12 protein-coding genes are annotated in these 14,782 nt (G+C 37.8%); 3 read left to right on the top strand and 9 right to left on the bottom strand.

The window, feature by feature from the left end; translation table 11 throughout:
* Window positions 1-2 precede the first annotated feature (2 nt).
* Window positions 3-452 (bottom strand): GatB/YqeY domain-containing protein, encoded by a 450-nt coding sequence (locus A6M55_RS16760; protein WP_015028657.1) that lies wholly within the window; start codon window positions 450-452, stop codon window positions 3-5.
* A 451-nt stretch (window positions 453-903) separates the two neighbouring features.
* On the opposite strand from A6M55_RS16760, the gene A6M55_RS16755 reads away from it, so the two are divergent.
* The 3 genes from A6M55_RS16755 (at window position 904) to A6M55_RS16745 (ending at window position 3,615) form a co-directional block, all read left to right on the top strand.
* Complete coding sequence (locus A6M55_RS16755) at window positions 904-1,620, top strand: pyridoxine 5'-phosphate synthase (protein ID WP_015028656.1); 717 nt, start codon at window positions 904-906, stop codon at window positions 1,618-1,620.
* A gap of 7 nt (window positions 1,621-1,627) precedes the next feature.
* Entirely contained in the window at window positions 1,628-2,644 is a 1,017-nt protein-coding gene (gene mnmH / locus A6M55_RS16750; RefSeq protein WP_064198603.1) for a tRNA 2-selenouridine(34) synthase MnmH, read from the top strand.
* 116 nt (window positions 2,645-2,760) lie between these two features.
* The gene (locus tag A6M55_RS16745; RefSeq protein ID WP_015028654.1) at window positions 2,761-3,615 is read left to right on the top strand and encodes a T9SS type A sorting domain-containing protein; all 855 of its coding nucleotides are present in this window, start codon (window positions 2,761-2,763) and stop codon (window positions 3,613-3,615) included.
* 77 nt (window positions 3,616-3,692) lie between these two features.
* Here A6M55_RS16745 and A6M55_RS16740 read toward each other — a convergent pair whose 3' ends face one another.
* The 8 genes from A6M55_RS16740 to A6M55_RS16705 form a co-directional block, all read right to left on the bottom strand.
* Window positions 3,693-4,874: a TlpA disulfide reductase family protein gene (locus A6M55_RS16740; protein WP_197491724.1), complete on the bottom strand. Its 1,182-nt coding sequence runs from the start codon at window positions 4,872-4,874 to the stop codon at window positions 3,693-3,695.
* Between the two features lie 31 nt (window positions 4,875-4,905).
* Entirely contained in the window at window positions 4,906-6,351 is a 1,446-nt protein-coding gene (gene gatB, locus A6M55_RS16735) for an Asp-tRNA(Asn)/Glu-tRNA(Gln) amidotransferase subunit GatB (RefSeq protein ID WP_064198600.1), read from the bottom strand.
* 226 nt (window positions 6,352-6,577) lie between these two features.
* The gene (locus A6M55_RS16730; protein WP_064198599.1) at window positions 6,578-6,919 is read right to left on the bottom strand and encodes a phage holin family protein; all 342 of its coding nucleotides are present in this window, start codon (window positions 6,917-6,919) and stop codon (window positions 6,578-6,580) included.
* 163 nt (window positions 6,920-7,082) lie between these two features.
* Window positions 7,083-9,629, bottom strand: coding sequence for a M14 family zinc carboxypeptidase (locus A6M55_RS16725; RefSeq protein ID WP_041693458.1), 2,547 nt, complete (start codon window positions 9,627-9,629; stop codon window positions 7,083-7,085).
* Between the two features lie 126 nt (window positions 9,630-9,755).
* The gene (gene nagB / locus A6M55_RS16720; RefSeq protein WP_015028648.1) at window positions 9,756-11,678 is read right to left on the bottom strand and encodes a glucosamine-6-phosphate deaminase; all 1,923 of its coding nucleotides are present in this window, start codon (window positions 11,676-11,678) and stop codon (window positions 9,756-9,758) included.
* A 271-nt stretch (window positions 11,679-11,949) separates the two neighbouring features.
* Window positions 11,950-12,756: a phytanoyl-CoA dioxygenase family protein gene (locus A6M55_RS16715; RefSeq protein ID WP_015028647.1), complete on the bottom strand. Its 807-nt coding sequence runs from the start codon at window positions 12,754-12,756 to the stop codon at window positions 11,950-11,952.
* A 79-nt stretch (window positions 12,757-12,835) separates the two neighbouring features.
* Window positions 12,836-13,768, bottom strand: a complete 933-nt coding sequence (locus A6M55_RS16710; RefSeq protein WP_041693983.1) for a hypothetical protein — start codon at window positions 13,766-13,768, stop codon at window positions 12,836-12,838.
* A 90-nt stretch (window positions 13,769-13,858) separates the two neighbouring features.
* On the bottom strand, window positions 13,859-14,743 hold the full coding sequence (locus A6M55_RS16705; RefSeq protein WP_015028645.1) for a class I SAM-dependent methyltransferase: 885 nt from the start codon (window positions 14,741-14,743) through the stop codon (window positions 13,859-13,861).
* Between the last annotated feature and the right edge of the window lie 39 nt (window positions 14,744-14,782).

Below are 14,782 nucleotides of genomic sequence, written 5' to 3'. Positions count from 1 at the left end.
GATTAAGCTAACAAAGCTTTCACTGTAGCCGAGATTATTTTACCATCGGCAAGGCCAGCCAATTCTTTAGTTGCTACACCCATTACTTTACCCATATCAGAAGGGGCAGAAGCTCCAACACGAGTGATAATTTCTTGTAATTTTGCTTTTAATTCCTCTTCTGAGAGTTGTTTCGGCAAAAATTCTTCAATTACTGCCAATTCAGCTAATTCTTTTTCAAGTAAATCAGCACGATTTTGTTGACGATAGATTTCAGAAGAATCTTTTCTTTGTTTGGCAGCTTTGGTAAGTAATTTCATTTCTTCATCAGCCGTCAATTCTCCAGATTTTCCTTCTTTTGTTTCTTCCAAAAGAATCAATTTTTTTATATCACGAAGAGCTTCTAATCTTACCTTTTCACGAGCCAACATCGCAGCTTTTATTTGTCCGTCGATTTCTGTTTTTAAAGACATTTTTTTAATATTTAATTTTAATGAAAATCGGTGTTTACTTTTTATTTATTTCGTTGATGAATTTTAGCGTACCTTTAACTAAAATCGTATAAATTTTTGGTTCAAGGTCTTAAAAATGTGGTTATAGCTTATTTGTAAAACAATCGAATTGAATTAATCGTTTCTCAAACACACGGAGAGGCTGGAAAAATCAGACATGAGCATTATTTTGGTAAAAGTAGGGAACTGATTTTAGCTACAAATTAGTTATTTCTTTACCACAGTCAGCAAAGTTCCGAGCAATAATTTGGCAAAAGTAAGGGAAAATCCTTACTATTACCAAAAAATCAAACTTGTAAAGGTAATAGATAGGTAAAATGAGGCTTTACTAATTACTCATTTTAATACCTAAAATCGGGGTTGCTACTCGTTTGGAAAATTATGATTTTAAAGAAACAGATTAAAGAGCAGTATGACAAAACTATCAGTCAATATAAATAAAATAGCAACTTTGCGAAACTCTCGGGGTGGAAACCAACCGAATGTGGTGCAGGTTGCGATTGATTGCGAAAAATTTGGAGCGGAAGGGATTACGGTTCACCCTCGCCCCGACGAACGCCACATCAGATACCAAGATGTATATGATTTAAAAGAAGTAATTACGACCGAATTTAATATTGAAGGAAATCCTACCGAAAAGAAATTTGTTGAGCTAGTTTTAGCCAACAAACCCACCCAAGTGACTCTCGTTCCTGACGCCCTCAATGCGATTACTTCAAATGCGGGCTGGGACACAATTACTCACAGAGAACGCTTAAAAGATTTAGTTGCTACTTTTAAAAGTGCGGGTTGTCGAGTGTCGATTTTCGTTGATCCTATCGAAAAAATGGTTGAAGGAGCCGCCGAAACAGGTACCGACCGCATTGAACTTTATACCGAAAGCTATGCTCACCATTATTCTAAAAATCGTGAGGAAGCGGTAAGAGATTATGTGAAGGCAGCACAAATGGCGGCAAATGTAGGTTTAGGTGTGAATGGTGGACATGATTTGAGTCTTGAGAACTTACGTTATTTTAAAGAAAGTATTCCGAATCTATTGGAAGTATCAATCGGGCATGCCTTGATTTGCGATGCACTTTATTTTGGTTTAGAGAATACAATCCAACTTTATCTGCGTGAATTAGAATAATAATATAATGACAAAACCTATCACTGTAGAGCAGTTTCTTGAAAAGTCGAAAACTTTGCCAATTATTGATGTGCGTTCGCCGGGAGAGTTTGAGCGTGGACACATCGTTGAGGCTGTCAATATTCCACTTTTCGAAAATCACGAGCGAGCAGAGGTAGGTACTCGCTACAAGAAAGTTGGCAAAGAATCTGCTTTTTTATTAGGGCTTGATATTGTCGGACCAAAGTTATCGGGTTTTGTAAAAAAGTCGAGAAAAGTTGCTCCAAATGGCGAAGTTTTAGTCCACTGCTGGCGTGGCGGTATGCGAAGTGGAAGTTTTGCTACTTTACTGGCTTCGGCAGGTATGCAAGTATATACTCTCATTGGTGGCTATAAAAGATATCGTACTTACGCACTCGAAAAATTAAGCCAGCCTTTTGACCTCATTGTTTTAGGCGGAAAAACAGGAAGTGGGAAAACTGAAATTTTATACGAATTAGCTAAAAAAGGTGAACAAATCATAGATTTAGAGGGCTTAGCACATCATAAAGGCTCTTCTTTTGGAATGATTGGACAAAAGCCCCAACCTACCACCGAACAGTTTGAGAATGAGCTTTTTACTCACGTGAGCCAGTTAGACCCTTCTCGTCGTATTTGGATTGAAGATGAAAGTCGAAACATTGGTTGTTGTAATGTGCCAGACCCTCTTTGGCAGCTTATGCGTACGAGCAGAGTGGCTTTTATAGATGTTTCGAAAGAAATTAGAATTAAGCGATTAGTTCAAGAATATGCTCAGTTTTCTACTAATGATTTAAAAGCTGCTACCGACCGAATATTGAAACATTTAGGAGGACAAAACCATAAGGCTGCGGTTGATGCCCTCGAAAAGAGTGATTTTGAGCTTGGGGTTGATATTGCTCTAAACTATTACGACAAAACATATCTTCATGGCCTTTCGAAGCGAGAGCCTTCAAAGGTGACTACTATTTCTATCACCGAAAATAACCCATCAGTTGCTGCTCAGCTACTTATAGATAGTTTTTAACATATTTTAAGACTTTTTAACGAGTAATGTAAGCATATAACCTCTATGTTTGTATAACATTTGGTTTATCCGTATGCCATTTAACCATTATTTAACAATATATAAACAGTAAAATTATGAAAGCTATATTTTCACTTATGAAGAAAAGCACAGTTTTGATGTTATGTGCCGCACCCATTATTTCATTTGCACAGGAGAAAAAAGAGAAGATTCGTGTCCGTATCGAACAAGAAGTTGAAGGAAAAACAACCATTAGCGAAAAAGTATTTAATGGCTCGGGTTTATCGAGTAGCCAAAAAGAGGAAATGATTGAGAAATTTAAAGATTCGGTTTTGGCACTTAACAAAGGTAAAGCACAAGGGGTAAAGATTGAAGTAGACAATAATTCAAACTCAAATATCAATATCGAAAGAAATGACGGTAAACGTATTGAGCGACGTTATGAGTTTAAAGGAGAAGGCAATGGCAATGAAGATATTGTAATCAGAAGAGAAGTAGGACCTAAAGTGAGAGTTTATAAGAAAAGTGGTAAAGGAGAAGGTGAGATTTTTGATAGTGAAGAGTTTTCACATGAACTACATGGAAATATGGAAAGTTTGAAAGAAACCATGAAAGATATGGGCAAAGATTTGAAATTTGAGTTCCGTACTATTCCTGATAATATCATGATGTTCGATAGAAATATTAGCTCAGGAAGTAAAACAATTCGTGGTGTAGAAGTTTATCCAAATAACCCTAAGACCGAAATTTTAAATGTTCGTTTCAACGCCCCTCAAAAAGGTGATGTAAGTATTAAGGTTTTAGATATCAAAGGTAATGTAGTTGCTAAGGAAGAAATCAAAGATTTTACAGGCGAATACGTTGGACAAATAAATATTGGTAAGCAAAAAAGCGGAATAGTTTTCGTGATGATTACGCAAGGTGAAGATGGAAATGTTAAACGTGTAGTTTTACCATCGAATGAAAAATAATTTTTTTGTTTTAAATTAGAAAAAGAAACGACGGCATGGTTCAAAACCATGCCGTCGTTATATATAAACAGTGATACTTACTTACTTGCTTCTTCAACCCAATGTGTCATTTCATTGACAATTGCGTCATTTGAGCCTAAATAACCTGTACTTTTGAATTTGATTTTACCTTCTTTATCAATACAGAATTTTGCTGGAATTCCATTCACTCCATAGCTACCAGCCACATCTCCACCAATATCTAGAATCACCGGGAACGAAGTGTAGCCACGTTGTTTAACAAAATTAGCAACTGTAGATTTCCATTGTTCTGTGCTTACACGCTCATACGTATTCACAAACAAGAACTTCACATTTGGATTATCTTTGAATTTATCCATCGACATTTTCATGCCTGGAAACGACATAATACAAGGACCGCACCAAGTTGCCCAAAAATCAAGTACGACTACTTTGCCTCTTAAATCAGAAAGCTTTACGGTTTTTCCATCTAAATCAACCAATGAGAAATCGGGAGCATCTGCACCAACAGAGCCAGCACTTCTACGCTTTACATCTTGAATAAAAAGTTTGGCGAAGAAATGGTTTTTGCCTTCTTTTTCTAATTGATTTGCGGCATTAGCAAAAATTTCAAAATCTTTTTCAGGATTCAAGAAATTGTTGATAGCAATTAAGCCAGCCAATGAAGTCCCTAATTCAGTAATAATTGGCTTGATGGTGGCATTATATTTATCTTCTTCTGCTTGATATTTGAATTGAATATCTTTCTTCTTTTTCTCATCTTTTTTCTGAGTCGCTACATCAAACTGGTTTTGTAAATCCATCTGAATCTGACGAAACTTCTGTGATTCACTCACTACCTGATTAAATTTAGCCATGGTAGGTGAACCATCTACTGAAAAAGTGCCAGGTTTATCGGGCGTATTGAAGCCATCCGCTACAATGTTTAGGGTTTCGCCACCATCTAAAATTAAACCAATAATTTGTTGATTGGCAATGTTTAGCTGATAGATACCCGGTTCGGTCATTTTTCCTTTAAATGAAAAACTATTATCAGGAGAAACTGCAACCGAGTCAATTTTCAAAGCAATATTTCGGTCGTTCATTCTTTCTAAATAAACCTTACCACTTACAACTGATTTTATCTTGCCACTAATGCTATAAGTACTTTCGGTACCAGTAGGCTTATTAGCTTGAGGTTGCGACTGGCAAGCCATTCCGCTGATAATCAAGCACGTAGCGATGATGATGTTTTTCATGAATATAATAATTATATAGTTTTTCATTGATTTATTGTAGGGCTTTCATCAATAATTCATTGGTGCGTTTTGGGTCAGCTGAACCTTTTGATTTCTTCATTACTTCGCCTACAAACATACCCAATAAGCCTTTTTTACCACTTTTATACTCTTTTACTTTAGCTTCATTGGCTGCTAGAACTTCGTTGATTAACGCTTGAAGTGTGTCAGTATTGCTTTCTTGAATCAAATTATTGCTTTCTGCTAAAGCTAATGCTGAAGCCGTTGGGTTTTCGAGCATCAGGGGGAAAAGCTTTTGAGCGGCTGCCGAACTACTAATCTTATTGGCATCTACCAAAGCGATAATTTCCGCTAACTGACTTGGCTTGAGGCTAAATTCAGTAATTTCTATGCCAGTTTCGTTTAGGTATCCTCTGATTGTAGAGGTAAGCCAATTCGATATTGCTTTGTAGTTTTCTGAGTATTTACAAGCTTCTACAAAGTAATCAGCCATTTCCTTGCTATCTGTAATCGTCACGGCATGTTCTTCAAGAATACCAAATTCTTTCGTGAATTTCTCAAATAATTCACTCGGAAGGGCTGGCATTTTTGATTGAATATCGTTCATCCATTCATCCGAGATTCGAATTGGTGCCAAATCGGGCTCTGGGAAATAACGATAATCGTTCATGGTTTCTTTTACACGCATGCTGTAGGTTTGACCTTTATCAGCATCGAACATACGTGTTTCTTGAATAATTTTCCCACCCGACTCTAATAATGCTACTTGGCGTTTATACTCGTATTCGGCGGCGTGTTGAAGATTACGAATCGAATTCATATTCTTAATCTCAACTTTTGTTCCAAATTCTGTTGTACCTTCTTCACGAATCGAAATGTTCAAATCAGCACGCATCGAACCTTCTTCCATATTACCATCGCAGATACCTAAATAACGAACTATCTTACGAATTTCGTTCAGATAAGCACCTGCTTCTTCGGGGCTACGCATACAAGGCTCCGAAACAATTTCCACGAGGGGCGTTCCGGCACGGTTATAATCAAGTAGCGTGAAGGTATCGCTTCCATCGTGAACCGATTTTCCTGCATCTTCTTCAAGATGAATATGGTGAAGTTCTAAGGCTTTTTCTTTGAAAGTTTTGCCGTCTTTTAGACGAATTTTAATTGCACCACCTTTGCAAATCGGATATTTATCTTGAGATACCTGATAACCTTTCGGAAGATCTGGGTAGAAATAATTTTTACGGTCGAAGTAGTTATTTCGGTTGATTTCACAGCCACACGCTAATCCCATTTTTATGGCGTATTCGACGGCTTTCTTATTCAATTTTGGTAAGACACCAGGGTGTCCGAGCGTAATTACACTAATATTAGTATTGGGTTCGCTACCAAACTTATTGGTATCTGAAGCAAATATCTTACTCTCTGTTGCAAGTTGGCAGTGTACTTCTAGGCCAATGACAATTTCGTATTTCATGAAGGATTTTTATCTATGGAATGGCAAATAAATGCCATTTAGAAAACTGTATTCTTTATAATGTACAAATTTATGGTTTTTAGTCGAAAAAACTGTAGGACAGGTTTGTAACCTGTCAATAATTTTGGAAATAAACACATTTTACACATTTGACAGCTTGAAAACTTGCCAATAATATCTTTGGGAATAAATATTTTCTACGTACTTGACAGGTTCCAAACCTGTCCTACATGTGCTTGTCAACTATTTCTTCTACGCGTTTTTTGATAGCATGAGTGACAGACTCTTTGGCAACAATAAAGATGGTAAAGATTAGTGCATAAATGCCAAATATAATAAGAAAACCTAACCATGAACTGTGGAGAAGGTAATTGAGGCCGAGTGCAAGTAAGATACTCAAAAAGATAAGCACGACGATACCTAATATAAAAGTCATGAGGGCATAAGCAGCTTTGACTACTATGCCCTCAATTTTATCTTGAACGTTGAGTTTGGTCAATTCAAACTTTGCTTCGATGAGTTTAATAAGATTTTCTTTTAACTCACCAATTTTCAAAAAATCAGACATCTCGTTTTAGTTATTAGTATTTTGTTATTGGGAAATTAGTCTAATTTTAGTGAATATTAAAAATAAATTCAAAAATTGACCAATTAAAATGGTTAAACTTGATGGTTGAGCGAAGTCGAGACCAACGAGTTTAACCATTTTATTAAAGAATCAAAACTAAAACTTATTCCTCTTCACCGCCGAAGCGTCCGCCGCCTATGAGGTTTCCAAAGAAAAGCGTATTCAAAAACAATTTGTTTGTGCCGTACCAAAATGCTCTAAAATTAGGGTTTTCTGATAATGCAATTACTTTACCCGAACCCACATTTAATGTAATTGCCGCAGGTGAGTTTTTGATTAGTTTTTCGTTTTTCGGATGAACATAACCAGCCAATAGAGGATTCGCCGTAAATACCATTGGTGTATTATAAGGGTTTTTGGTGTCTTCCATGAAGATATTATTATCTTTAAAAAGAGCCAATTTGCCTTGTTGATATCCAAAACAGAGTGGGTGTGTAGGGTCTATTTTAGCTTCAAAGATAGTTCCTGCCGTTTCTAAAGCTCCCGTATATTTTTCTTGGAGGTTATACGGGCGTTTTTCGCCATTACCATTATTGTCTGGTTTTTCTTTAATAGTGATATTAGCTATTTTTTTAGCAGAAACCCACTCAACAGCATCAGTCATGGCTACCAAAACACCACCACCTTGTACAAAACGTTTAATTTTTTCGTCTGAAAGTGCGTTGTAATTTCCACCAGCCAATACGATATGCGTGTATTTCTCTAAGCCAGTACGATTAGCTGTTTCGATATCAGCAATTGTTAAAGGAATATTGATGCGTTGGTCGAGTAAGTGCCAAATTTCACCAGCATCCGTTGATTGTACACCAGCACCACCTAACATTAATACTTTAGGTAATCGCACTTTGCGGAATTTCTCACTACCGAAATCAATACCTTGCGGTGTAAGACCTGTCGGAACAGCGTAGAAATCTACACCATCACGTTCGGCAAGTGTTTGTAGAAGTGCCGATGGGTCAGAGCCATTACTGAAAATTTGAATCGTTCCGTAATCGAACGAACGCTCTTTGCCTTCTACAACTGCCGAAAGAGGTTCGGTTGCTACTTTCAAATTATAACCTTTCTTCAATAATTCGTATGCAGCACGCGGAGCATAATAGCTGTTCCATTCGAAAAGATATGCATACGAGCTTTTTCCGTAGACTTTTCCTTTCGGAAATTCATTCTTTTCTACTTTTTCTCCTAATGAAATCGCAGTTTTTGCTTCAGCAGTTGGCACATTCATACAATATTGAAGCGACCATGCCGAAATATCATAGAATAAACTATCTTCAAATTTCGTACGCTTCTCAAACATCGACTTAATCAAGCGATGTTGTGGTTGATTCATTGGTACAGCGAATGAGTTTCCTTTGCCAAACGTAATACCATCTTGGGTTTCGTCTTTTGCTAAATGATAGACATCAATCTGATTTCGTTTAAGCATATTAACCATCTCCCAAGTTTTTACAGCATCATTTCCTCCACCAAAAACGTAGGCTTTTACAGCATCAGTAGAAGCTTCTTTGTAGAAGTTTCTCATGTGTTCGAGCAATTCTACTCGCATTTCGCGTGCTGCACGAAGCGTTGAAAACGTAGCCGTAACTTGATTACGAACAGTAAATGGGAAGCTCAAAACACCATTGGCAGTTTCCTGTAAATGTCCACGAGAAGAAGCCTGTTCAAACAAAATACCAACCGAACCATTTACATCGGGTAGAGTAGAGCCCTTTCCGTAGTAGAAATCATCGTAGTTTTCTTGCGTGTAGTACGCGGAACCAATTTTGTCGAGTCCAGCAGCTTGAAATTTGCCAAATTTAATAGTCAAATCAATATTTTTCTTTGGCGTAAGTGGGTGCGTACGTGCAGGAATACCGGGTTGGAAGAAAAACGTTGAAGCCGAACCCATTTCGTGGTGGTCGGTCAGAATATTAGGTCTCCAATCATAAAATTTAGTTAAACGGCCCTTACTTTCAGGCATTTGTTGGTAAAGCCAGTCACGATTAAGGTCGAACCAATAGTGATTTGAGCGTCCTCCTGGCCATGTTTCACTAAATTCACGGCTGTTGATATCACTCACTAAATTGGTACTACGATTAATATTAACCCAAGTGGCAAAACGATTTCCACCATCAGCATTTATAACAGGGTCGATAAGAATTACTGCCTCATTGAGCAGAGAATCAACACTTGCTCCTTGTGCAGCGGCTAAATAGTATGCCGACATTAGGTTTGAGTTTGTTCCACTGGCTTCATTGCCGTGTACTGAATAGCCCATCCAAACCACGATTGGCATTTTTTGAATGTCTAAACTACCAGATTGAGCAGGATTAACCAATTTTTGGTGCTCGGCCTTAATTTGGTCGATACGTGCATGATTCTCAGGCGAAGTAACAGTGATTAGGATTAACTCACGGTTTTCGAAAGTACGAGCGTAAGATTCAATTTTAAAGCGGTTGGTTAATCGAGCCAACTCTTTCATGTAGCTTACTGTTTCGTAAGGCGTTACGTGTTGTTCGCCCACCTGATAACCCAAGAATTTTTGTGGTGTTGGAATTTTTGGGTCATAGCTAACATTTTGAGGTAAATAATAGCTATCAGCAACCTGACTAAAGGCTTGATTGACAAGTAATAGAGCGAATAATAGGTAGAGAATATAATTTTTTTTCATGTCGAGAAGTTTATATATTTCAAACAAAGAAATGTAGAAAAACCAATAAAACAAAAAAGCCTCTGACGTAGAGGCTTTTTTTATAGACAAATGAAAATTAGTACTTAGGAAAAATAATGGTTTAGCTTAAAATTTCCATCTTACAAATGCTTCCATGGCTTCATATTCGGCCAAACCGAGCTTATTGTAAAGTTGGGCTGTTCCACTGTTACGTTCTTCAGCACGTTGCCAGAATTCACGGGCATCAGTTCCTTGGAATACCACACCATCTTTTTGAGATTGGTGTTTGAAGATACCCATACGTTTTTGCAATACTTGGTCAGGCGACATCGGAACGGCCATTTCAATTTCGTGGATATCCCACTCAGCCCAAGCTCCACGGTACAACCAAACCCAACAATCTTTCATGAAATTTTTGTGTTTGAGTTGCTCGATGGCTGCAAAGATGGCATCTAAACAAACTTTGTGTGTGCCATGTGGGTCAGCTAAATCGCCAGCGGCATATACTTGGTGTGGTTTGATTGATTCAATCAAATCAGCTACAATCGCAATATCTTCTGCACCTAAAGGTTTTTTCTCAATACGGCCTGTTTCGTAGAATGGCATATCCATGAAGTGAACATTTTCTTCCGGAATTCCAACGAAACGACAAGTTGCTTTCGCTTCACCTCTACGAATTAAGCCTTTTACATATCTTACCGCATCGGTGTCAACATCACTATCTTTTTTGTTTTTCAAGAATTCTTTCGCATCAGCAAAAAGCTTCTGCGTTTCTTTATTATCAATGCCAAATTTTTCGTTGAAATCAACTACGAAATCAATAAAACGGATGGCTTCATCATCGGCTACGGCAATATTACCCGAAGTTTGATAACCGATGTGCACATCATGCCCTTGGTCAACTAAACGTTGGAAAGTTCCTCCCATTGAAATAATATCATCATCTGGGTGTGGACTAAAGATAATGACACGTTTTTGTACGGGCAATGCTCTCTCTGGGCGATTTGTATCATCGGCATTTGGTTTTCCACCCGGCCAACCAGAAATACTGTGTTGTAATTGGTTGAAAACATCAATGTTTAGGTCATAAGCTTGTCCATGACGGGCCAATAAATCGCTTAGGCCGTTATCGTTATAATCTTTGTTAGTAAGTTTTAAGATTGGTTTACCAAGCGATAAGGCTAAATTGGTTACTGCTTTTTTTACCATCTTGCTTGACCACTCCACATCTTCAACGAGCCATGGTGTTTTCATACGAGTAAGCTCATGGGCAGCACGCTCGTCAATGACAAACATTGCATTAGGATGTGTTTGCAGATAAGAAGCAGGTATAGTTTCGGTTACACGTCCTTCAACGGCTTCGGCAATAACAGGTGCTTTTCTTTCGCCCCAAGCTAATAGAACGACTCTTTTAGCACTCAAAATCTTCGAAACGCCCATGGTAATGGCTTTCTTCGGTACTTTTACTAAACTACCCCCGAAGTCAGATGCGGCCGCTACACGAGTAGAGTGGTCGAGCATCATCAAGCGAGTACGTGAGTTTACTAAAGAACCTGGTTCATTAAAGCCGATGTGTCCGTTGGCTCCGATACCTAATAATTGAAAATCTAATCCACCAACAGCATCAATTTTTCTTTCGTATTCTTCACTAAAGTCTTTTACTTTACTGAGTGGTACAGTACCGTCTGGAATGAAATAATTTTCTTTTGGAATATCTACATGGTCAAAAAGTTGCTCTTTCATGAATCGCACGTAGCTCTGCAAAGAATCAGGCTCCATGGGGTAATATTCGTCTAAGTTAAACGAGATTACATTTTTGAAGCTCAAACCTTCTTCACGGTGCATACGAATGAGTTCAGCATAAACTGATTTTGGCGAAGAACCTGTTGCCAAACCTAACACACAGCTGCGGTTTTGGCGTTGACGCTCTCTGATTAGGTCGGCAATTTCAACAGCCACAGCTTTTGAGGCCTCTTTTGAGTCTTTGAAAATTTTGGTCGGAATCTTCTCGTAAGCAATAGGGTCAGTTGTAATAATCTGTTGCTCCATTATTGGTCGTAGTTTTAGGTTTGGTTCGCTAAAATAAATTATTTCACAAAGGTAAAAATTATTTATTTCCGAACATCATATTTTAGGCTGAAAGATATAAAAATTTATTATAATTTAATTTATTAAAAAATATTTTTTTAATTGTGCACAATAAATTTTCGAAACAATAATGGCGAAGATACACAAAAAGCGTATCAAGTCAAGATAAAATAATGCTTTTAGTCTTGATTTGATACGCTTTGCTTATTTTAAAAGAATTGTCTGAAAGGGTTTATGCAAAAACCTCTTCGAGCTGTTCTTTTTTCGGAAAATCGGGTGTAACTAATTCTGCTTCTGGCTTATAGATATAAGGCATTGGGAAACCTCTTTCTTGGAAAGTAGGCTCAGCCATATTGTTATAACGAAGTTGAATAGACCAACGGATATTTCTAGTAATATTATCACCTGAGCGGTGTACTAAGAATGCCGAGAAAACCAATAAATCGCCTACTTCAAATTGTGTTTGTACGTAGTCTTCTTCTGGAATAGCTTCTTGAATACTACCTAAATAGCCAGAAGTATCTGCTTTCAAAAGGCCATCTTTGTGGCTGGCTGGTACGATTTGCAAAGCACCTAAATCTGCTGCACAATCAACCATTGGAAACCACATAACCACACTATCTAGTGAGCCTTGACCTGTACGCCAGTCTTGGTGTGCACCTAATTTCCAGTGGCTACCACCTTTTGATAAATAACGGCTATTAAATTGCATGGCTGGACGAACTCCGATGCTAGGGAATTCATAGCCTAAATCTTTCAGAACATTGATAATCTTAGGGTCTGTGCCTAAGTGGTGCAACGAAATAAGATGTTGGGCTTGTTTTCCAGTATTTACAAAAGTATTGAAATCGGCTTCAAATAAATCGAACATCGCTTGTTCGAAAGTATCACGGTCATTAATATCTACTTTTTTACCCAAAACACGTTCAATTTGCAATGCAAAAAGGCTGCGAGCTTCAGTATAAATTCTGTTGATTTCCTCTTTTGAAAAGAAATTCTTGATAATGATATAACCGTCTTTATTGAATTGTTCTCTCATGATAAATATTGCTTTTTGGTGCTACAAAATTAGCCTTTGATGTTTTCTCGAAAGAATGACATCGGTCAGCTATTTGCATTTATTTTTCTAAAACAGCATAGCCAAAACCAGCCGCTCCGAAACCATTACCATTGTATAACAAATATTTCTTGCCATTATGTTCATAGCAATGAGCATAATTTATCATTTGGTAGTCGAAATCTGCTGGGTTTTCAGATTTATGAATGCCTACCAAGTCATCTTTTCGTTCCCACTTAAATCCATCTACTGATTCAGCATAGCCCAAACGGTAGCTTTGATTACGGTCTGTACGGTAGTCACGGGTATGGCGATAAGAATAATACATTTTGAAAATACCATCTTCGTGGAAAACGCTCGGGCGACCTACCGCATGCAAGAAATCATCGAAAGGAAGTGCTACATCTCCTGTAGATTTCCAGTTAATACCATCATCAGAAATAGCCACTCTACAATCATAGAATGGTTCGGGGTATCCATGAATGTATTCACATTTTTGACCAGAAATATGCCACATCATCCATTGACCATTGACATACATGACTGAAGGTTGTGCTGCCCAAATTGGGTTATGAATAGAACGGTCCATGATTGGGCCACGGAACATTTTTTTGAAATTTAGGCCACCGTCAGTACTTACGGCTAAGCCCATTGAAAGGCGATACGAGTTGTGCGTACGATTCCAACCTGTGTAATACAGCCAAATATCTCCGTTGGCTTGTGGAACAAACCATGAAGGCATGGCTCCTGTTTCATCATATTCGCCGGGGCCACCTAAATCCAATACAAAATTATCGTGGATATAAAGAATTTTGCTTGGGTCATTGTAATCTACATCAATGAAAGTTGGGCGTGAGTAGCCACTATCATCTCTTGAAGAAAAATAAACTCTCAGAAAGTCTTCATGTTTATAGGCGTATGGCACTTGTGCATGCGAACGACTATGCGATAAGCTACCATCTGGTTTATAAACTAGGCCTTTCTTTTGCCAAATGCCTCTAGTATTTACCAATTCATTACTATTTATATTACTCATATTTTTTACTGTGTTGTTTGCTTAAAACTCCCAATAAGATGCGAGCCATCACTTATTCTTACGATTGCGTTCAGCTCTGATTTTCCAGTTATCCTTGAAGTCTTTTCCTGGAATTTGAAGGTTTACATTTACCTTTGGAGCCTTTTTGGTTTTGCGGAAATCAAGTACATAATAGCCATTTCCGAAAATCCATTGGAGTTTTACATCTTTGATATTTTTAGGTAAATCTTGAAGCGGAACTTGGTCGGCAAACATTGGGTTGGCATCCATCAAGATTTGATAAGTTTTTTGGTCACGTAGCCATGCACCAACGCTTTCATCACCTACTACGATTCGTCCGCCAACTTTTACAACACGGTTAAATTCTTCGAAAGCTTTGGCTCTTTCTGAAAAAGTATTGATACCACCAAAATGAAAAAGGGCATCGAAAGTGTTATCTTCAAATGGTAAATACGAACCATTACCAATAAAATAATCAATGGTTACATCTTTTTTATCGGCGAATTTTTCTTTCGCATGGCTTAGCATGGCTGGCGATAAATCTGATAAAACAGCATGACCACCAGGCGTAACTTTATCAATGATATAAGCTGAATCTTTTCCTGTACCTGCACCAACCTCAAGTACTTTCATGCCGGGTTTCAACTTTAGGAGGCTAATCATTTGTTTACGAGTAGCTGCTTCATTAGCGTAAAGTGATTCGAATACCCACGAAACACCACGGTCATAGCGAGCATGAGCATCATTATAAGCTACTTGTTCTTTGCGGTCTTGTTCGAAAAGTTCGCGAGGGTAAACTAAATCAACGATGTCGTTAACATCGTAGCTTACGGGTTCTTCGGTTGAAGTATTATTGAGTGTCTTGCCATCGGCCGATAAAACAAGTTTTGTATGTGTTTTTGGGCAAATCAGTTGGTCAAAAAATTGATTCATTATCTAATGTTTTTCTTAAATGAGAAGTATTTTTTTGAA

The sequence above is a fragment of the Emticicia sp. MM genome, assembly GCF_001649495.1.
Note: the sequence above shows the minus strand (reverse complement) of the source record. Positions and strands in the feature narration are given on the sequence as shown.